We start from the raw sequence: 19,782 nt of genomic DNA, 5'->3' as shown, positions 1-19,782 counted from the left end.
ATGCACGTAATGAAATCAATTTATATTCTCGATGGCGCGCGTACACCGTTTACGGCATTTGGTGGATCATTTGTTGATACGAATGCGGTTGATTTAGGTGTCGTAACGGCTGAAGCGGCGCTTGAACGTGCGAATGTGTCAGCAGATATCGTTGATCATGTCATTTATGGCAACGTGATTCATACAGGCAAGAATGCGGCCTATTTAGCACGGCATATAGGGCTTAAATCGGGCATTCCTGAACGGGTGCCGGCGCTTACGTTGAATCGGTTGTGTGGCTCTGGACTACAATCTGTTGTTTCGGCCGCGCAACAAATTGCCTTACAAGAATCAGACGTTGTGTTAGCTGGTGGCGCCGAAAATATGTCGCAGTCGCCGCTATCTAATTTTAAACAACGGTTTAAAGGCGTAAAAATGGGTGATTTAACGTTTACCGACATGTTATCGGCTACGCTCACGGATGAGTATACAGGCAATGGCATGGGCATGACGGCTGAAAAATTATCTGAGCAATATGATATTTCGCGTGAAGCGCAAGATGCGTATGCGGTCGAGTCGCATAAGCGCGCGGCGAATGCGGTCTCGCAAGGCTATTTAGCAGAAGAGATTGCGCCCGTGACGTTACAGACGCGTAAAGGTGAGATAGAAGTCGCGAAAGATGAACATATTAAACCTGACTCATCGGCGGATGTTCTTGCTGGATTAAAACCGGTGTTCAAGCAAGATGGTACGGTCACAGCAGCGAACTCATCGGGTATTAATGATGGAGCAGCGAGCGTCGTCGTTGCTGGAGAAGATGCGGTGCGTGACCATGATTTAGCGCCGATTGCGGAAGTGAAGGCGTGGCATGTCGCGGGAGTTGATCCGACTATTATGGGGATTGGCCCTGTGCCAGCGATTAATGGCGCCCTTGAAAAAGCGGGGTTAACGCTGGATGATATGGATCTCGTCGAAGTGAACGAAGCGTTTGCCGCACAGTATTTAGCCGTTGAAGAAGCGTTAGGTTTAGACCGTGCGAAAACGAATGTGAACGGAGGTGCGATTGCATTAGGTCATCCCGTTGGCGTGAGTGGAACGCGCGTGTTGCTAACTGCGGCGTATGAATTAAAGCGACGCGGCGGCCAATATGCCGTTGTTAGTTTATGTATCGGTGGTGGACAAGGCATCGCGATGGTGATTGAAAATCAATAGAATCAAGAGAAGAGGGAAAATCCGCACTTAGGTGCGGATTTTTTCGTTTTGATGAGGCGGATACGGCGAAATATGGCGGTGATACGGCGATTTTTTGTGATGATACGGCGGAATTTTTGAATGATACGGCGAAATAGCGGAATTATTCGGCGAAATCTTGCTTCAATACGGAGAACCTCGCCTCATCCTAATTAAAAAGCACCCGCATTACGTATGCGACTGCCTCATGTCGTGATAGATATCTTTTTTTAATGTTAAGAAGTCTTGTGACAATAATAAATCTTCATGCCTTGGCCTTGAGAACGGGATATCGAACGTGCTTTGGATCGTCGCTGGGCGGTGCGACAAGATGATCACGCGGTCGGATAAAAACATCGCTTCTTCGATATTGTGCGTGACGAACACGATCGTGCGTTTATGGTTTTCCCACATTGATAACAACCATTGTTGCATGTCGATGCGGGTGAATTCGTCGAGTGCTGAAAACGGTTCGTCGAGTAGGATGAGCGATTGAGGACTTAAAATGCTTCGAATAAATGACGCGCGTTGTTTCATCCCACCTGACAATTCATGCGGATAGGCATGTTCGTACGATGCTAATCCGGCACGCTCAATCATATCTAAGGCTTTGTCATAATCTTTTTCCCCTTGGATTTCTTGTCCGAGTAAGACATTCTCGAGCACAGTACGCCACGGAAAGAGCGATGGCGATTGTGGGGTGTAGCTAACCGAGCCAGGTTTCCCCGTAATACTACGACCGTTTAAGTGAATATCGCCTGATGTTGGCGTTTCAATTCCACCGATCAAGCGAAACAACGTACTCTTACCGCTACCTGATGGACCTAAAATCGAGACGAATTCGCCTTCATCCACTGAAAATTGGATATCGTCTAAAACGTGTTGATCGCCGAATGATTGCTGAATGTGTTTTACATCAAGGTGTGTCATGGGAATCCCTCTTTTCTGCTGTTTGCCAGTGGATGACGCGCTTTTCGAGCCAGACGATGAGTAAAAAGAATAATAAACTAATCGCGACGATGATGAAAATCGCGACGAAGATACGGTCGGGTCGGAATGAGGACGAAGCAAGCGTCATATAGACACCGAGTCCGTTGTTGGCGCCTAACCATTCAGAGATGACAGCCCCCATCACGCTGTATGTGGCCGAAATTTTCAAACCAGAAAATAAAGACGGCAACGCATTTGGCCACTCTAATTTACGAAAGATTTGCCGTTTGGTCGCGCCAGCCATTTGCATGTAATGGCTTAGATCGCGGTCAGCTTGCTGGAAGCCACTTAATAATGAAATCGCAATCGGGAAAAAGCACACAAGTGTGATCACGATTAATTTAGGGAACATGCCGAAACCGAACCAGCCGACGAGAAGTGGAGCCAAGACGATGATTGGAATGTTTTGCGATAAAATAATAAGCGGATACATCGATTGGCGTAAAAACGGCACTAAATGAAGTGCGATTGCAATGCCGACACCGCTTGCACTTCCGATCACGAAACCGATCACGATCAGTTTTAACGTCGCGAATACGTGCTGGTTATAATCGGTCCATTCGGTGACGCCGACTGTGATAATATCGCTCGGTGGGGGTAAAAACCACTTTTCGATGTTAAACACGACCGTACTTAATTCCCAACCGGCGAATAAAACAATTAAAACGAGCGCCGGCCGCCACCCTTGTATGATTAGGTTACGCATCGCGATGCTTCTCCGTTAACGCATCCATTGACGCCCCTTCTGGATAATGCGCAATTTTCACCTGGGCGATCACGTTCGGACAGCCGATGTCGATCATTTTTCGGTTAATTTGTTCGACAATGGCAAGTAATTCAGACAGTTCGCCTTCCATCGTCGTCTCAAGCGGCCCGACTTCGTATTTGACGCCCGATGAAGCGATGACGTGAATCGCTTCATCGACGTATGGAATGACGTCGTCGTTTGGCCCGGGTGTTTTCGGGATGACTTGAATGCTTAATAATGTATTAGCCATGTGTTACTCCTCCTTGGGTAAAAAGTCGTTCGTAAAGGCTGATTCTGCGTCAAATTCGCCTTCAAGAAGGTCGTGTTCGTTCATCCATTCGGCGTAATTTTCCCAGACGTCCAGTTTTTGATGACCCCATTGTGGTGCGTCATCTTGATAGCGCGGCGATAACCATTTTTGGCTTTCGCGCACGAGTTCTTCGTCTAAATCAGGTTCGGCTTCGATTAATATATCCGCTGCTTGTTCAGGGTTGTCGATCGCAAATTGATAGCCTTCTGACGCTGCTGCGACGAAGCTTTCGACGACTTCAGGTTGTTCATCAATCATCGTTTCGTTTGTCGCGAGTACTGGTGTGTAGTAATCTAGTTTGTCACTATATTCAGTTAAATAAATCATGTTCAGATCAGTGCCACGAAGTTCAGCTTCAATGCCATCCCAACCGTAATAAATCCAGCCGAAATCGATGTCTTGGCGCTCAACGGCTGTAAAAAAGTCTGTGTCTCCCATATTGACGATATCGACTTTTTCAACGTCGGCATTTTCCTGTTGCATCACAGATGAAATGACCGCTTTTTCGAGTGGGGCACCCCATCCGCCGTACGTTTTACCTTCAAAATCTTCAGGAGATGTTATGCCTTTTTCTTCTAAAGAAGCGAAACCTGATGTATTGTGCTGAATGACCGCTGCGATGGAAACGACCGGCACGTCTTGGGCGCGTGCTTCCGTAATGCTTTCTTGAAAACTGACCCCAAAATCGGCCTGGCCTGATGCGATGAGCTGATCGGCTGACGATTCACCTGGAAGCATTATCTCAACATTTAAACCGTGTTCTTCAAAATACCCTTCCGCTTGTGCGACATATAGGCCAGTATGATTTGTGTTAGGCGTCCAATCGAGGACGACTTTCACGCTTTCGTTGTCACTGTTTTCTGTGTTGTCTTCACTTTCCCCGCCGCATGCGACGAGTAACAAACTTACTACCATGATCAAAATCCATTTTTTCATCTTAGAAAAACCTCCCCAAATTGTGTTTAGCCATAAGTTGGAGGTATTAAAAAAGCCCTAGGAATAGTTCGCCTAGGGCACACAAACGTTGATTAATTACGTCGAGTCGATGTGTTCCCTACGCTGGTCTTAGCCAGTTCAGGTTCTAAGAGTCAGTATCTTACGGATACAATCTCAACCAGCAACACTGGTCCCCCTACAACTTATGTCTATTTTGATTTTTATTCCATTTCAGTGTGCCACAATCTTGTAACAATTGCAACGATTACTTCGTATTTGTTTATCACGTGATCCGCACGACCGATTGATACGGCGATTTTCAGGAGGGATACGGCGATTTTTTCAGATTATACGGCGATTTTACGAAAATATACGGCGAAATCTCGGGATTTTTCGGCGATTTTCCGAAAAAGCATCTTCACTTGAATTGGGCCATATACTATTTTATAATAATAATTAGAATTTTCAGATTTGTAAGTCATCAGAACAAATTTGGGGGAGTGTTTCACGTGATGTCGAACGATTTGAATCAAATGTTGGAACGTACGAGACGAAACACATTAGGTGACTTATTGTTACGGACGCGCGAGCGGATGCCGGACAAGTTTGCGCTAGCGTATGAAGGACGGCGTGTTACGTATGCTGAGTTGGACGATTTAGTGAATCAAACAGCGCATGCGTTTCGCGAGCAAGGCATGGTGAAAGGCGATATGATTACGGTGATGTCGAAAAACAGTCTCGATTTCGTCGTGTTAAAATTTGCGCTCGCACGACTTGGAGCTGTGATGATTCCAATCAACTATATGTTGTCACACGATGATGTGGCGTATATTTTAGAACATTCGCAAGCAACGGGGCTGGTGGCGTCAACCGATTTTGCGCCTGTATTGGAAGAAGCGGTGAAACGAGATTCAATCCATTTTAAGTTTGTCATGGATTTAGCTGATGGCGAAGCGGTTTCAAGTGATCTGGCGGATTGGCAATCCCTTCAAGCGGTGCGTTCGGATCAGCCGACGACGCTCGTGGATGAAGATTTAGCAGATGAAGACTTAGCGCATGTGTTATACACGAGTGGGACAGAATCGCGACCGAAAGGCGTTATGTTATCGCATAAAAGTTTGGTGAGTGAGTACGTCAGTTGTGTCGTCGATGGTAAGATGGAAAGCCGTGATGTGATGGTACATGCGCTTCCGATGTACCATAGTGCGCAACTCCACGTATTTTTAGGGCCAAGCATTTACTTAGGGGCGAGTGGAGTGATTTTACCGAATGCTACACCTGAAGGAATTTTAGAAACGATCGAGCGTGAAGGGGCTACGCAATTGTTCGCACCACCGACTGTGTGGATTGCCCTCTTGCGTCATCCTGATTTTGATAAGCGGGATTTATCGACGCTTGAAAAATGTTATTACGGTGCAGCGATTATGCCCCGGGAAATATTAAAGGAATTAGCGGAACGATTGCCAAATGCGAAGTTTTGGAATTTTTACGGACAAACAGAAGTCGCCCCGCTTGCGACAGCGCTCCAGCCAGAAGATCAATTGCGAAAACTCGGTTCGGCAGGGAAACCGTCATTAAATGTGCAAACGAAACTCGTCGATGATCAAGGCGAGGAAGTGCCTCGTGGTGAAGTTGGAGAAATTGTTCATCGCACACCTCATGCGATGAAAGGATATTTAAATGACCCGGATAAAACGGCGGAAGTGTTCCAAAATGGTTGGTTCCATAGCGGGGACTTAGGCATGATGGATGACGAAGGGTATATTACGATTGTGGACCGCAAAAAGGATATGATTAATACAGGTGGCGTTAATGTTTCGAGTCGGGAAGTGGAAGAAGCGATTTATGAGTTAGAGGGTGTGTCAGAGGTCGCGGTGGTCGGTCTGCCTGATGCGTATTGGATTGAAGCGGTGACAGCGATTGTCGTGCCGAAAGAAGGCTATGAGTTGTCTAAAGATGACGTCGTGCAGTTTTGTGCTGAAAAGCTGACTAAATTTAAAGTCCCGAAATATGTGGAGGTCACCGATCAACTACCGAAGAATCCGAGCGGAAAAGTGTTAAAACGCGCGTTGCGTGATCAATACGAATCGGTGACGAATCAATAAGGGTGTGAAAAGGCCGGCGTCGATGCCGGTCTTTTTAATGGCTTAGCAGGGTGAGAAGGCATTCGGTGATATAGGAGGATATGCTATAATATAGAAAAAATGGATATAATGGAGTGTGTTTATGAGTTACAATACTTGGTTAATGGCGCTTATTGGCGGTGTGTTGACGTTTGTTTTTGCGGGGCAAGTTAATCCACTTATTATCACGAACGTGCTATTAGGAGGAATTGTCGGATTATTGCTAGATATGAAGCACGAGAAATCGTCATAGCATTTGTTTTCGGATAAATTATGATACAATTAAGAAAATATTGATTTCTACGAATAAAGGGGAAGGCTAATGACGGATCAAGCAACAGAAAAGGCTCGGTTGCAAGCTGATAAATCAACGCTTCTTGCTGAACTTGGAGCATCGATTTATCATCAATATCGATTAGGCCAATTGTATAGCGAAGAGCTCGAAGATTATGCGAAGCGGTTGCAAAAAATAGACGATTTATTGCATCGTTTACGCGAGCAAGACGAGTTACATAAAACGTGCACGTGTGGGGCTGTCGTCGGTGAATCAGATACATATTGTCATGCGTGTGGTCAAACGCTGTCGTTTTTAAAACAAGATCATCAAGATGACGCGTGCATTAATTGTGGTACGTATTTGCTTGTAGGTGCGACGTTTTGTCACGTGTGTGGAATGCGGCATGAGGAGGTTTCATCGTGATTTATTGCAGACAGTGCGGGGCAGAAAATCCGTCTGATGCGAATTATTGTCACGTCGATGGCCACCCTCTCGAGCCAGTTGTACACCCGCCTTATGTAGATGATTCGATGCGTGAATCATGTCATTATTGTGGTGCGTGGCGTGAAGGAGACAGCTCATATTGCCATGTGTGTGGTGAGTCGTTCGCACGGTTTAGAACACCGACATTTACAGCGAAGCGGGCGGCATTAAGTTGGCAACAAGAACCGAAACGAGCGTTAATAAAATCGCTTTTGATGACTTTACCGTTTGTAGTTATGTTGTTTGCCATAATGATTGCAGTCAGTGAATTTGTTCCTACATACGAGGACGACCAATCGAATGTGCTGACGAGTGGACACAACGTATTGTATGAATATGGACAAACCGCCGCACAAGCTGAAGGGAATCTTCAGCAATTTCGACGTGAAGAAACGTTAGTCAATAGAGAAAACGTCGATAGTATGACGATTATGGATTCCGACTCGTTTTTAACGTGGCGAGAAAAGGTGTTGATTAGTCACGGCCTTAACTTCGAACAAAGTCGTCTGTCATATGTTCCGCAACCGCATAGTGATGAAACGACTGAGGATAGAATGGAGACAACAGGGACCGTGGCGATGCCACATTATACGATATTACTAATGGTGCTAGCAGGTGTTAGTGGTTGGATCTATCGTCGGATGCGGTCGTCTATCAGTTTAACATCGATGGCGATGAGCGCGGTGAGTTTTATCGCTTGGTATGCCGTGCCATTAATCGTTTTAATTTCGCTAACATCAGGCTCGTTTGAGAATCAAGAAGAGTCCCGAAGAGTAGGTGAAATGGCGTTTAGTTTTTCAGTCGATTCATCGTTTGTCAGTTTGATGTTATTGCTAGGCGTTATGTTTTTCTTAGGTCAGTTATGGCAGGAAAAACGGGCGTTACCTTATTGGCTTGAAGGGGTTAAACACGGTGGTCGGTGGTTTGCTTTAATCGTTGGACTGTTCGTTATTGGTGGTCTTATCATTATCGGTTTATCGATGGGTGACGAATCCTTTTTAATGGTCGAGATGCAATCGTATACGATATTTGGGGTTGGGATCGTCGTCGTTGCGATGTCGATGTTACTCATCAATATCGGTTTGTTGAATCCATTGACGCTGCAGCATCCGTTTATCGTTCAAGAAGGTGGTGTTGACAGTTATCGTTTCCATTTGTTTAATCAATCGGTTGAGTCGATGGTCGGTGAGTTTAGTCAGTCGGAAGAAGAGGCTCAGCGATTTTTAGAGCCAATTGTTGATTTAGGGCCGTGGTATTGGTTCAGTTTTTTAATGCTCATCTTACTATGTGTGTTAATCGGCTTCGGCCTACAGTCATCATCGTGGCGTGTAACATTGTCGTTAGCTGTGGGGATCGCATTAACTTTCACCGTTTTAAATAGTTTGTTCGTTCAAGTGATGAACCATAAAATGATGACGTTTTATAATGAGAATGAGCACGTGAGAATTGTGATGTTTGAGTGGTTGACGACAGTGGGTGTGACGTTTAGTTTTGTTTTCGTCTTTGTGATGATGGGCGTTGTGATTAAACGATTATGGAAAGGAGATGAACGATATGAAAGCAATCGTTCATAAAGATAAATCGGGTTTGGACGGGTTGGCATTAGTCGACCATTCTGAACCAAGCGTAGGTGAGGCAGATGTGAAGGTAGCCTTAAAAACGGCAGGACTTAATCGGCGTGATGTTTCCGTGACTGGGCGCAGAGAGGATGGCGCTTCATCGCTCGTCTTAGGGTCAGATGGCGCTGGTGTGATTACGGATGTCGGATCGGCTGTCACGGGTTGGCAAGTCGGTGATGAGGTGATTATTAATCCAGGTATTGGTTGGACGGATAATGCGGACGCGCCACCAGAAGGCTTTCAAATTGTCGGTTTACCTGAGGATGGTACGTTTGCGACACATTATGTTGTTGATGCGCGTTACGTTGAAGCGAAACCGGCGTCATTGTCTTGGGATGAAGCAGGGGTTATTGCGCTTGCAGGTTTAACGGCTTACCGTGCTGTGTTTACACGCGCGAATGTAAAAGCCGGCGATACGGTGTTACTTCCTGGCATCGGAAGTGGTGTGCTCACGTATGCGCTTAAGTTTCTCAAAGCAGTCGGAGCGCGAGTCATTGTCACGTCTCGTTCTGAAGCGAAGTTAGAGACAGCTCGGGCGCTCGGGGCGGATCGTGGTGTGTTGACGACGACTGATTGGAATGCAGAATTAGCTGATGAAACGATTGATGTTGTCGTTGAAAGTATTGGGCGTGCGACGTTTCAAAAGTCGGTTGAAGCGGTGCGTCGTGGCGGGACGATCGTCATGTTTGGTGCGACGACGGAAGATACAGTTGAGTTCGATTTGCGTCAGTTTTTCTATGGTCAATACAATTTGTTAGGGACGACGATGGGAAGTGCTGAAGAATTGCGAGAGATGCTGTCGTTTGTCGAGAAAAATGGCATTAAGCCTGAAATTGATCGTATGTTTTCGCTCGATCAGTTTGATGAGGCGTTTCGTTATTTACGTGAATCGAAAAACTTCGGCAAAATTGGATTTCGAATAGATGTGTGATGAACGTCCGAGTAATGGCTCGGGCGTTTATTTTTTTGAGTGACACAAATGATAAATAATGGCGTCTCATCCTATAAAGGAGGTATAACATCATGAAAAAATGGAGTTTGATTCTGTTGGGATTAATGACTGTGGTAAGTCTAGCAGCATGTGGCACGGTCAATAATTCGGATGGTAACAGTGTGAATGCTGACAGTGTGTCGAAGGATGAAGAAGAACGCGACACCAATCAAGACGTTGACAATGAAAAGGAAAATGACATGACCTTTAAAGGTTACATAGGTCTGTTTGAAGATGGGCGTATCCTTGTGACAGAGAATGATGTCGGCCGCGAGTTAAAACCAGATGAGTTTAACGAGGTAGCAGAAGAAGCTGGCCAGATGATCTTTTTTGACCTACAAGATTTAGATGATGAACTTGTTGATTCGTTAGAGATAGGTGACCACGTCGCAATTGAACACGGACCAGTGGGGATGTCATTTCCTGGTCAAAGCGTGGCGAAACGTTTAGAGGTAATAGACGAATAAAGCTAGACACGGCGGGGATAACTCGTCGTGTTTAATTTTTTACGAGCTAATTTATTTGAAAACCCAAGTCAATTATTTCAAAAATTCAAGCAATTATTCAATAACTGATGTCGAATCGTGTTATAATATGGTCAAAAATGGTTAAAATGGAGGGTTTATGTATGAAAATAACAATTGCACCAGATTCATTTAAAGGAAGTTTGACTGCTGAGGAAGCAAGTCAGGTGATGGCGAACGCGATTCGATCGTTGGATGATACGGTTCAGTGTGTGCAACGCCCGATGGCTGATGGTGGCGAAGGGACGATTGATGCGTTAGTGTATGCGACTGAAGGGAGGCGATTATACTTTGATGTGACAGGACCGCTCGGAGATACAATTACTTCTGTCGTTGGTATTAACGGAATCACGGGTGAAGCGATGATTGAGTCGTCTAGTGTTTGTGGAATGGAACAAGTGCCAGAGTCGGAGCGAAACCCAATGATGACGACGTCTTATGGCTTGGGTGAATTGTTACTTAAGGTACTTGATCACGGTTATGAGCAAATTTTAATCGGTCTTGGTGGAAGCATTGTGAATGATGGTGGCATTGGCATGCTGAATGCCTTAGGGGCTCGTTTTTATGATGAATATGGTATGGTGTTAGACGTTTATGGGCGTGATTTGTTGAGCTTATCTTCAGTTGATTTAAGTGGGCTTGATGAACGATTGAATACATGTACGATTCGAGTCGCATCAGATGTTGATAATCCACTGACAGGGGTCAAAGGGGCGACGTATGTGTTTGGTCCGCAAAAAGGGGCATCGGAATTGATGATTCAGCAATTGGATGAAGCGATGCAATTATATAGTGAGCTTGTCGAAAACGAGATTGGAAAGTCGTTTGTTTACAGGCCTGGTGCCGGGGCTGCTGGTGGGCTCGGTTTTGCTTTGATGGTGATTGGTGGTGACATTAAATCTGGCGCGTATTTAATTGCTGATGCCGTTAAATTAGAAGAAGCAATCCAGGCGGGCGATTTAGTCATCACAGGTGAAGGGAAAAGTGATGATCAAACGTTTTACGGGAAAGCTCCTGGTTATATTGCGAGGTTGTGTCAAAATTATCATACGCCGTGTTTATTGATGGCAGGAGCGCTCGATGACCCGGATGGTGATTTGCGGAAATTGTTTACGGATGTTTTTTCGACAACGGACGAATCGATGCCGATTGCCGACCAGATGGCTAATGCTTCTCAATTATTGTTTAATCAAACAATTGATGCGTTCAAATCTTATTTGAGTAATCAAAGCTAGACTCACACCGTCTCGACCTCTTTTTCGGTTCATATAGTGATGGTAGAAAGAAAACCATCATAGAATGGGACAAACGGTGACAAGAAGAGGAGGGTGGACGGTGGATCTATTGAATTTCGTGATGGACCAAGCGTTGATATTAATTCCTGTGCTGTGGATTTTAGGGAAAATGATTAAGCAAATGGCGCTCGTGCCAAATCGTTTTATTCCAGTGACGTTATTAGCGATTAGTGTTGTGTTTACGACAGTCATGATGGGGCTATCAGTTGAATCAATCATTCAAGCAATCCTTGTAACAGGTGCAGCCGTGTTTGGGCATCAAATCGTGAAACAGTTCCGGCAATAAACAAGAGGCCTCTCGTTAAAAGAAAGAGAAGGTATTTTTGAAATAAATTAGCTGAGTTATTTTAAAAGTTAGTGGATTTATTTCAAAAATGGGTGTAGTTATTTCATAAGTTGGAGCAGTTATTTAATAACTGACAAGTGGTAAGGAAAAACGGAGCGGAAGCCAGACTGCATAAGTCGTGGCTTCCGCTCCGTTTTATTTTAGGTGGTAATATGTTCGACTTCCCAATCGTCGTTTACGTACAACCCGACGATATCCATGTCATATCCCCAGCTACGTACGAGGGCGACGCCTTGTTTAATTTGTTCAACTTTTTCAGGTTTGTCGACCGGGTTACCGGCGCAGTCGTGGTGCCCGACAATGGCAAGTGCTTGTGAGCCATGTCCTTGATTTGAGATCGATAGTTTTTGTTTAATCGATTCGATCATTTTCGCATCACCTTGAAGCAATGCTTTGTTCGGGCCGGCTTCGTTAATTTGATCCACGTAGTCGACGTTATATTGTTGTTTCATCCACTGAATGACTGGCTCTTGCGTACGCCCGTCCATGCAGTTAATCGCTGTTGCAAATGTGCCTTCAGCCATACAAATCCTCCTCATTTCAAATATCTATCTCTATTATATAGGGAAATGGTTGGGCTGTCACATCGATTGAACAAAATCAGCTTCAATAATCCAATTGATTGTGTTGTCATCTGTTGTACACGCTTGAAAGATCACGCGCTCACCACCTGACGTACCCGTGATCCGGTCCCAATAATCGGTGCCGTTTTCCATGCCGATAGCATGTTCATCTACTTGATAGACACGGTTCACGTCGTATTGATAAGCATGTCCGTTTTGATCGGTAATGATAAACGATGTCGCATGCCAAATACCGTTAAACACACCGGGGTTATGTCCGATAAAGTGCGTGTTTAAGCCATCTGTTCCGCTAAATGTTTCCGCACCACCCCATGTGGACGCAACTTGACGACTGTCAATGATCGCTTGACCGTTCGCTCGCCCGCCGTTTTCATAAGGAATTTGTTGGCCGTTTACATAAATGGTCATAGGATTGAATGTTGTTTCATTTGCTGTCCTGGATTGAGTTTTAGTTGATGGGGACTGTTGTGATTTTTGCTTTTGTAATGACGGCGTTGTTAAATAAGCAGCTGACGCCCAATAGTCGTTATCGTGATGTGTGATACGGTACCACGTCTTGTCATCGACTATGGCTTTCGCGTTTGCGGTGACGCTAACGTTTGGTGTTAACGTCGTTTTCGCTTCAAATGATGTAGCTGGACCTGTCCGTAAATTAAGCTCGGTTGTCGCGACGTATGTGCCTTCGTGGGCTTTAGTTTCAAAAGTAACGCGATTCTGTTTAGGTATAATCGTCATGTAGGATTTATGTTGTAAGTCATAGCTGGAGATTGTGTGGAGATCTCCCGATGCTTTTGTCGTTTCTGAGGAGTTGGTAGGGACTGTGAAGGCGCCGATTAAGAGCGCAGTCATTAAGGTTATGCTGAACCATATTCGAAACACAGCAATGCCTCCTCATTTGGCAAGAATTATGTGAATGGTGTATCGTTATTATAAGACAAAATAATCTATGATTCTATTAAAATAGCACGGATAATCAAAAAATAGTCAAAAGGTGTGGATTCCGATTGTCGAACGATATGTTATTTTGTCGAAACAATAGGTCAAAAGTCAAATGTGATGGATTTCACAAAATCATCACACGCTCGCCAAAAATTTATCACGAAATAATGGCTTTGATAGTCGCTGAATCGGGTACAATAAGATTATAAGTGATTTATAAATTAGGCCCCTTGTTAAGGAGGGAGAGTCATGCTTTTATTTGAAGATCCGGTGTTCGGAAGCCGGATGTTAACACTACTCACGTTAACATTCCACATTATATTTGCGACGTTGGGAGTGGGTGTCCCACTGATGATCATGATCGCGCAGTGGGTCGGCATTAAACGAAATGATTTGCATTATATTATGTTAGCGAGACGGTGGGCGCGCGGATTTGTCGTCTTAGTCGCTGTCGGTGTTGTGACAGGTACAGCGATTGGATTGCAACTGTCGCTTTTATGGCCTGAATTTATGCAACTGGCAGGTCACGTTATCGCGCTACCGCTCTTTATGGAAGTATTTGCGTTTTTCTTTGAAGCCATTTTCCTCGGGATTTATTTATACACATGGGACCGGTTTGAAAATCAAAAGAAACATTTACTGTTATTGGTTCCTGTTGCGATTGGTGCGGCCATGTCAGCGTTTTTCATCACAACGGTGAACGGTTTTATGAATTCGCCAGAAGGATTTAGTATTATAGATGGGCAAATGACAGGCGTGAACCCGATTGAGGCGATGTTTAACACTGCGACGCCGACGAAAGTAACACACGTCATTTCGACAGCCTTTATGACGTCAGCATTTGTGTTAGCTGCTGTCGCTGCGTATAAATTGTTGCGTAGCTCGAATCACGAGTACCATAAAAAAGCATTACATTTAACGATGAAAATTGGTCTCGTCTTTGCGGTTGCGACCGCGATTATCGGTGATTTTTCGGGTAAATATTTAGCCGAGCATCAGCCAGAGAAGTTAGCTGCCGCTGAATGGCATTTCGAAACAGAAGAAGGCGCGCCCCTTGTGTTATACGGGGTGCTGGGTGATGACCAAGAGCCGAAGTATGCGATTGAGGTACCGTATGCACTCAGTGTTTTAGCCCATAATGATCCGTTTTCAGAAGTAGAAGGATTAAATGAAACGCCTGAAGATGAACGACCGCCGTTATTCGTCCATTACTTCTTTGACACGATGATTACGATAGGCATGTTTATGATCGGCTTGTCGCTCATCTATTGGTTTGCCTCGTGGCGTGGTTGGTCGGTTGCGTCATCGAAGCTGATGCGTTGGCTGATCTTAGCAGGCGGCCCACTGTCGATTTTAGCGATTGAAGCGGGTTGGTGGATGGCTGAGTTGGGCCGTCAGCCGTGGATTTTACGCGGTGTGATGACAGTCGATGAAGCCGCGACGCAAAGTGCTTATGTTGGGCATATGTTTGTCGCATTTGCCGCGCTTTATTTGATTTTAGGTATCGGGGTTGCGGTTGTATTGAATAAGATTTTCAAAGATAATCCTGTTGAATCAGAGCTTGGCGAGCAAGGAGGTGGCCGTTCATGAGTTATGAAATAATCGGAATGGCTGTGTTATGGACATTCTTGTTTGGTTACGTGATCGTTGCCTCTGTCGATTTTGGCGCTGGGTTCTTCAACGCTTATAGTATTATTACGGGGAAAGATCGGATTTTAACGAAAGTTATTCAACGGTATTTGTCACCCGTTTGGGAAGTGACGAACGTCTTTTTAGTCTTTTTCTTCGTCGGAATTGTCGGGTTTTTCCCGTCATCGGCGTATTATTATGGCAGTATTTTATTAGTGCCGGTCAGTATTTCGATTATATTGCTCGCAATCCGTGGGTCGTATTATGCATTTGAAACGTATGGAACGAAAGGCCATCGCGGTTATGCGTTTATGTACGGTGCAACAGGGCTCGTCATACCGGCATCATTTTCCGTCGTGCTTACGGTGTCGGAAGGCGGATTTGTTGATATGATCAACGGCCGACCTGAACTTGATTATTGGGCGCTTTTTTCGAGTCCGCTCACGTGGAGTATCGTTGTCCTTAGTGTGATCGCCGTGTTGTATATTTCCGCTGTGTTTCTGACGTGGTATGCGAACCGGGCTGGTGATGTGGAAGCGACGCAATTACTGAGAAAATATGCGCTTATTTGGGCGCTTCCGACGATTGTGACAGCGAGTGGCATTATTTATGAATTGCGCTCGCACAACCCGGAGCATTTTGACTCGCTCATGAATTTATGGTGGATGTTCGCTATTTCGTTTATCTTTTTTGCGATTAGTGTCTGGTTAATTTGGCAAAAACGTCGTTATGGTACGGCATTTCTGTTATTGATCGGTCAATTTGCCTTTGCGTTTTTCGCTTATGGTATTTCCAAGTATCCGTACTTGTTATACCCACATCTGACGGTGTCTGATAGTGTGACGAACGATTCGATGGCGATCGCGTTAATTATTGCCTTTGTCGCAGGTTTGTTGTTACTCGTGCCGTCGCTCTATTTATTGATGCGTCTATTCTTGTTTGATGATAAGTATGTTTCAGGTGAAAAATAAGGAGCGTGAGTTGTATGACAGACTTTTTAATTACGTACGCGCCGTTTTTAGTGTTAATCGGAGCAACTGGCATGGCGTTTTGGATTGCTTTGCCTGGCGGGAAAAATTAATAGATTAAATAGAGAAAACTTGGCCGCAGCCAAGTTTTTTCTATTGGGTCATTAGGTTTTGAAATAAGTCGCTTGATTTATGAGATAAATCAGGTGACTTATTTGATAAATAGGTGGAGTTTTGAAATAACTAGTATGAGTTATTTCAAAAGTGATAAGTAAAGCCAAAAAAAGCGGCGACGCGTTAGAGCGTGGCCGCTTCGATTTGTTTTAATTGATAAAGGTAACCTTGCTTGTCCATTAAACTATCGTAGTCGCCGGTTTCGACGACTTCGCCATGGTCCATGACAATGATCTGATCGAATTGGTCTAAGCCAGTTAAATCATGACTGACCAATATAAGCGTGTCGTTTTGCGCTCGATCATAAACGTGATGTAAGACGCGTTCAGCGGTCACGCGGTCGAGCGATGATGTCGGCTCATCGAGTAACCACAATGAAGCGTCACGGAGAAAGACGCGTGCGAGGGCGAGCCGTTGTTTTTCGCCACCTGATAAATTGTCGCCTTTTTCATAAACTGGATCGTCTAATGTAAACGAATCGAGTGCAGCTAAACGTAGCGCCTCATTTAGCGATTCGTCACTCGCATCAGACAATAGATTATCACGGATCGTCCCTTGGAAAAACGCGTCTTCTTGCATCACGACGTTCGAAACGTCCCAAATAGAATCAGCTTGAATAGTGTGAATCGACTCACCGTTTAGTTGAATCGATCCGGACTCGACGTGTTCGAGTTTCAACAATAATTGTAGCACTGTCGTTTTCCCGGATCCGCTTGCTCCAATAATCGCCGTTTTTGATCCAGGTTCAACCGACAAAGACACGTTATGAAGCGTGGCGCGCTCTTCGCCGGGATACGTAAATGTGACGTGATCAAAATCAATATGAGTGATAGGTGTTTGAAGCGTGTTGCCACCTGCTTCGTCTGGCTGATCTAACGTATACAAACGATCGGCTGCTTGTTTGTTGTCGCGAAAATATTGCGGGAAGGCAGCCATCGGTGATGTGTTTTCAAACACAGTGAGTGTGAGCAACATAAACATCGCAAGCAACACCGCATCAAACTGACCCGCTGCACTTAAATAACTGCCGATTGCCAGCACACCCCACGCCATCGCAAACCCGACCCAACCATCAAGCACCTGATGGACGAGTTCACGCACGCGACTGCGAGCGATCGCGTTTTCGTAATCATCGTTTAAATCGGCGAAAGCGTCTTGACGAGCTTGCATGTTTTGATGAATCGTTAAATCTTGATAACCGTATAACATGTCAGTCGCCTCAGCTGTCAGAGCGCTCGCTTGCTCGGCGGTTGATTCATCTGTTGCACTTTGTAGCCAAGCAAATAACGCCGGGAGAATAACGAGCGATAAGCTTAAACCGATGATGAGCCATATCGCCATCCATACGGAAAAATAGGCCGTAAACAAAATCGTCGCGAAAAAGATCAAGACGAGCACAATCGGCGGATAGATGACGCGTAAAAAGACATTCTGCAGCGATTCAACGTCATTAACCGCTCGCGACAGCAAGTCACCCGATTTCAGACGTTGTAATCTCGCAGGTGATAATTGCTGTAACCGGTCAAAAAAGTGGACGCGAATATGCTTTAACATCGAAAACGTCGCGCGGTGTGAGATGAGTCGCTCAACATAACGTGACCCTGCTCTCGTAAACCCTAATAATTTAACCGTTGCGATGACGATCGTTAACGCATAAATCGGGACTCCTAAAGCGGCTTGTGAGATCAAATAGCCGCTTGCTGAAAATAAGCCGACTGCGGCAATGCCTGCGATAAAGCCAAACAGAATCGAGATGAGGACGTCGCGCTTTTCTTTCATTAATTGCGTTATGACTGCTTGTAACCCATTCATGCGTTAACACCTCCATCAATCCCGAGTAACGCGCGGTATGCGCTGCTCGAATGTTTTAACGACGCATCAGTGCCGGATGCGATCAACTCGCCGTCATTTAAGACGATGATTTGATCGGCCGCTTGTATCGTATGAATGCGGTGCGCGACAGTTATGACGGTGGCATTCGTACTTAAGTCATGGATGGCTTGTGATAACAGTTGCTCAGTTTTTAAGTCTAGTCCTGTCGTAGGTTCATCGAATAAAATAAGCGATGGTTGTTTCAAAAAGGCGCGCGCTAAAGCAAGGCGTTGTTTTTCGCCACCTGATAACCCGCGGCCCCCGTCGCCAACAACGGTTTCAATCCCTGAGTCGAGTGAATCAATTAACGACTGTAATCCAGCGCGTTTAGCGGCATCATAAACGTCATCGACTGGTGCATCAGGTTGACTAATCGCAATATTGTCGTAAATCGATCCTGAAAAAATATACGGTGACTGTGTAATATAGCTTAATTGGCGAAACCAGACGTCTTCGCGTAATTCGTGTTGTTTGAGTGAATTGACGTTAATTCGGCCATGTTGTATGGGCAGTAGTCCTGCGATGACGTTTAACAATGTTGTTTTGCCGGCTCCACTCGGTCCAACTACTGCGATGTTTTGGCCGGCTTCGATCGTCGCAGATATATTTTTCAGTATGTCAACGTCATCATAAGCGAATGATACGTGATCCAGTGTCATTCGCGGTGGAACCGACACAATCGTTTGCTGGCCCCATGCGACAGGGTGTTTCGATTCGTCTAATACAGCCTCAATGGATTTGCCTGCTGTTATGCTTTCTCGTCCTGCGTGAAAGGCGCTGCTTAAGTCTTTTAACGCGATATAAAATTCAGGAGCTAATAACAAGATGAAAAATGCGGTTGTAAACGCAATCGAATCAAAAATGATGAGGCCGACCGCAAGTTCTAACGCGATCAAGCCAATACTTAACATCGAAATGAGCTCCATCATAAAAGCTGACGTAAATGCGACTTTTAAAACACCTAACGTTGCATCACGAAATTGATTACTTCGTTTTTCAATTAACGTTTGTTCTTGTTGGGCTCGCCCGAATAGAGATAATGTTGTTAAACCTTGCAATGAGTCGAGAAATTGACCTGAAAAATTTGATAACGCGTTCAATTGTTCTTCAGATTTGTCGCGTGTTTTAAGCCCGATGATCGCCATGAAAATCGGAATGAACGGCGCAGTAATGAGCACAATTAACGCTGATGGCCAGTTGTAGATCGCCATCATGATCAAAATCGCAAGTGGGACAACCGAAGCACGGACCATCTGCGGTATATACTCACGGTAATAGGCGTCTGTTTGATCGACCGTATTCAATAACGTGGCGATTTTTTCACCTGATCGGCCTTGTGCCGCCAGTTCGATCGGTTGATTCGTATAATGTTGTAATAAGTGCGAGCGCATACTTGTTTTAGCTTTTTTCGCTAACGTTATGCCGATTCGACCTGAGGTGAAGGTCAAAACAGCGCGTGCCGATATAATCGCAAGCAAACCGATTAAACTGACGAGGACGTCTAGAAAACCAGCATCCTGCAAAAATACCGAATCAATAATCGAGACGATGACGTAAGCTTGTAATAGGATCATCGTCGCTAATAATAGATGGACGCCGGCTAACTGGATGATATAGTGCCGGGATAAGTAAGATTTTAATAATGACATCGACATACGTCCTTTCACCATGCTGCTTCTATTGTACGCTTTTTGATCAATATTTTTAATTAAAATGGTTACTATTCGGGTGAAAATTTCGTGACGGATATGGTTTTTGCATGAAT

At 45.0% G+C, this 19,782-nt stretch carries 20 protein-coding genes and 1 riboswitch; of the genes, 12 read left to right on the top strand and 8 right to left on the bottom strand.

Features of this window, described 5'->3' with window-relative positions:
* Nucleotides 1-9 precede the first annotated feature (9 nt).
* Nucleotides 10-1,191 carry an acetyl-CoA C-acetyltransferase gene (locus tag ABID56_RS07090; protein WP_354219927.1) on the top strand — a complete coding sequence of 394 codons (1,182 nt, stop codon included), beginning with the start codon at nt 10-12 and terminating at the stop codon, nt 1,189-1,191.
* A gap of 207 nt (nt 1,192-1,398) precedes the next feature.
* On the opposite strand, the gene ABID56_RS07085 is transcribed toward ABID56_RS07090, so the two are convergent.
* From ABID56_RS07085 to ABID56_RS07070, 4 genes are read right to left on the bottom strand one after another with little or no spacing between them, the layout of a single operon-like run.
* Nucleotides 1,399-2,139, bottom strand: a complete 741-nt coding sequence (locus ABID56_RS07085; protein WP_354219926.1) for an ABC transporter ATP-binding protein — start codon at nt 2,137-2,139, stop codon at nt 1,399-1,401.
* A complete protein-coding gene (locus ABID56_RS07080; protein ID WP_354219925.1) occupies nt 2,126-2,905 on the bottom strand; it encodes an ABC transporter permease in 780 nt (259 codons plus the stop codon). Before ABID56_RS07080 ends, ABID56_RS07085 begins: the two co-directional genes overlap by 14 nt.
* The gene (locus ABID56_RS07075; RefSeq protein WP_354219924.1) at nt 2,898-3,197 is read right to left on the bottom strand and encodes a thiamine-binding protein; all 300 of its coding nucleotides are present in this window, start codon (nt 3,195-3,197) and stop codon (nt 2,898-2,900) included. Before ABID56_RS07075 ends, ABID56_RS07080 begins: the two co-directional genes overlap by 8 nt.
* A 3-nt stretch (nt 3,198-3,200) precedes the next feature.
* The gene (locus ABID56_RS07070) at nt 3,201-4,193 is read right to left on the bottom strand and encodes an ABC transporter substrate-binding protein (RefSeq protein ID WP_354219923.1); all 993 of its coding nucleotides are present in this window, start codon (nt 4,191-4,193) and stop codon (nt 3,201-3,203) included.
* A gap of 98 nt (nt 4,194-4,291) precedes the next feature.
* Nucleotides 4,292-4,401: riboswitch (TPP riboswitch) on the bottom strand.
* Between the two features lie 304 nt (nt 4,402-4,705).
* Here ABID56_RS07070 and ABID56_RS07065 point away from each other — a divergent pair.
* From ABID56_RS07065 to ABID56_RS07030, 8 genes are all read left to right on the top strand, one after another.
* The gene (locus ABID56_RS07065; RefSeq protein ID WP_354220017.1) at nt 4,706-6,298 is read left to right on the top strand and encodes an acyl-CoA synthetase; all 1,593 of its coding nucleotides are present in this window, start codon (nt 4,706-4,708) and stop codon (nt 6,296-6,298) included.
* A gap of 121 nt (nt 6,299-6,419) precedes the next feature.
* Nucleotides 6,420-6,569 carry a hypothetical protein gene (locus ABID56_RS07060; protein ID WP_354219922.1) on the top strand — a complete coding sequence of 50 codons (150 nt, stop codon included), beginning with the start codon at nt 6,420-6,422 and terminating at the stop codon, nt 6,567-6,569.
* A 69-nt stretch (nt 6,570-6,638) separates the two neighbouring features.
* The gene (locus ABID56_RS07055; protein ID WP_354219921.1) at nt 6,639-7,016 is read left to right on the top strand and encodes a double zinc ribbon domain-containing protein; all 378 of its coding nucleotides are present in this window, start codon (nt 6,639-6,641) and stop codon (nt 7,014-7,016) included.
* Complete coding sequence (locus ABID56_RS07050) at nt 7,013-8,650, top strand: zinc ribbon domain-containing protein (RefSeq protein ID WP_354219920.1); 1,638 nt, start codon at nt 7,013-7,015, stop codon at nt 8,648-8,650. The genes ABID56_RS07055 and ABID56_RS07050 overlap by 4 nt, the downstream gene beginning before the upstream one ends.
* Nucleotides 8,631-9,626 (top strand): zinc-binding dehydrogenase, encoded by a 996-nt coding sequence (locus tag ABID56_RS07045; RefSeq protein ID WP_354219919.1) that lies wholly within the window; start codon nt 8,631-8,633, stop codon nt 9,624-9,626. Before ABID56_RS07050 ends, ABID56_RS07045 begins: the two co-directional genes overlap by 20 nt.
* A 92-nt stretch (nt 9,627-9,718) precedes the next feature.
* Nucleotides 9,719-10,153: a DUF3221 domain-containing protein gene (locus ABID56_RS07040; RefSeq protein WP_354219918.1), complete on the top strand. Its 435-nt coding sequence runs from the start codon at nt 9,719-9,721 to the stop codon at nt 10,151-10,153.
* Nucleotides 10,154-10,314: 161 nt separating this feature from the next.
* Entirely contained in the window at nt 10,315-11,445 is a 1,131-nt protein-coding gene (locus tag ABID56_RS07035; RefSeq protein WP_354219917.1) for a glycerate kinase, read from the top strand.
* 100 nt (nt 11,446-11,545) lie between these two features.
* Nucleotides 11,546-11,791 carry a phage holin family protein gene (locus ABID56_RS07030; RefSeq protein ID WP_354219916.1) on the top strand — a complete coding sequence of 82 codons (246 nt, stop codon included), beginning with the start codon at nt 11,546-11,548 and terminating at the stop codon, nt 11,789-11,791.
* A gap of 200 nt (nt 11,792-11,991) precedes the next feature.
* On the opposite strand, the gene ABID56_RS07025 is transcribed toward ABID56_RS07030, so the two are convergent.
* Nucleotides 11,992-12,375, bottom strand: coding sequence for a carbonic anhydrase (locus ABID56_RS07025; RefSeq protein ID WP_354219915.1), 384 nt, complete (start codon nt 12,373-12,375; stop codon nt 11,992-11,994).
* A gap of 57 nt (nt 12,376-12,432) precedes the next feature.
* Complete coding sequence (locus ABID56_RS07020) at nt 12,433-13,314, bottom strand: SH3 domain-containing protein (RefSeq protein ID WP_354219914.1); 882 nt, start codon at nt 13,312-13,314, stop codon at nt 12,433-12,435.
* Nucleotides 13,315-13,623: 309 nt separating this feature from the next.
* Between ABID56_RS07020 and ABID56_RS07015 the strand changes: the two genes are divergently transcribed.
* The 3 genes from ABID56_RS07015 to cydS are packed head-to-tail and all read left to right on the top strand — an operon-like array spanning nt 13,624 to nt 16,084.
* Complete coding sequence (locus tag ABID56_RS07015; RefSeq protein ID WP_354219913.1) at nt 13,624-14,964, top strand: cytochrome ubiquinol oxidase subunit I; 1,341 nt, start codon at nt 13,624-13,626, stop codon at nt 14,962-14,964.
* Complete coding sequence (locus ABID56_RS07010) at nt 14,961-15,974, top strand: cytochrome d ubiquinol oxidase subunit II (RefSeq protein ID WP_354219912.1); 1,014 nt, start codon at nt 14,961-14,963, stop codon at nt 15,972-15,974. The genes ABID56_RS07015 and ABID56_RS07010 overlap by 4 nt, the downstream gene beginning before the upstream one ends.
* Nucleotides 15,975-15,988: 14 nt before the next feature.
* Nucleotides 15,989-16,084 (top strand): cytochrome bd oxidase small subunit CydS family protein, encoded by a 96-nt coding sequence (gene cydS / locus ABID56_RS13000; protein ID WP_377946557.1) that lies wholly within the window; start codon nt 15,989-15,991, stop codon nt 16,082-16,084.
* A gap of 184 nt (nt 16,085-16,268) precedes the next feature.
* Here the strand turns inward: cydS and cydC are convergent, their stop codons facing one another.
* Both cydC and cydD read right to left on the bottom strand, forming a co-directional pair.
* Nucleotides 16,269-17,957 (bottom strand): thiol reductant ABC exporter subunit CydC, encoded by a 1,689-nt coding sequence (cydC, locus tag ABID56_RS07005; protein ID WP_354219911.1) that lies wholly within the window; start codon nt 17,955-17,957, stop codon nt 16,269-16,271.
* A complete protein-coding gene (gene cydD, locus ABID56_RS07000) occupies nt 17,954-19,666 on the bottom strand; it encodes a thiol reductant ABC exporter subunit CydD (RefSeq protein ID WP_354219910.1) in 1,713 nt (570 codons plus the stop codon). Before cydD ends, cydC begins: the two co-directional genes overlap by 4 nt.
* Between the last annotated feature and the right edge of the window lie 116 nt (nt 19,667-19,782).

This window comes from Alkalibacillus flavidus (assembly GCF_040545925.1).
Taxonomy (GTDB): Bacteria; Bacillota; Bacilli; order Bacillales; family Alkalibacillaceae; genus Alkalibacillus; species Alkalibacillus flavidus.
This window is presented reverse-complemented; position numbering and strand designations above follow the sequence as displayed.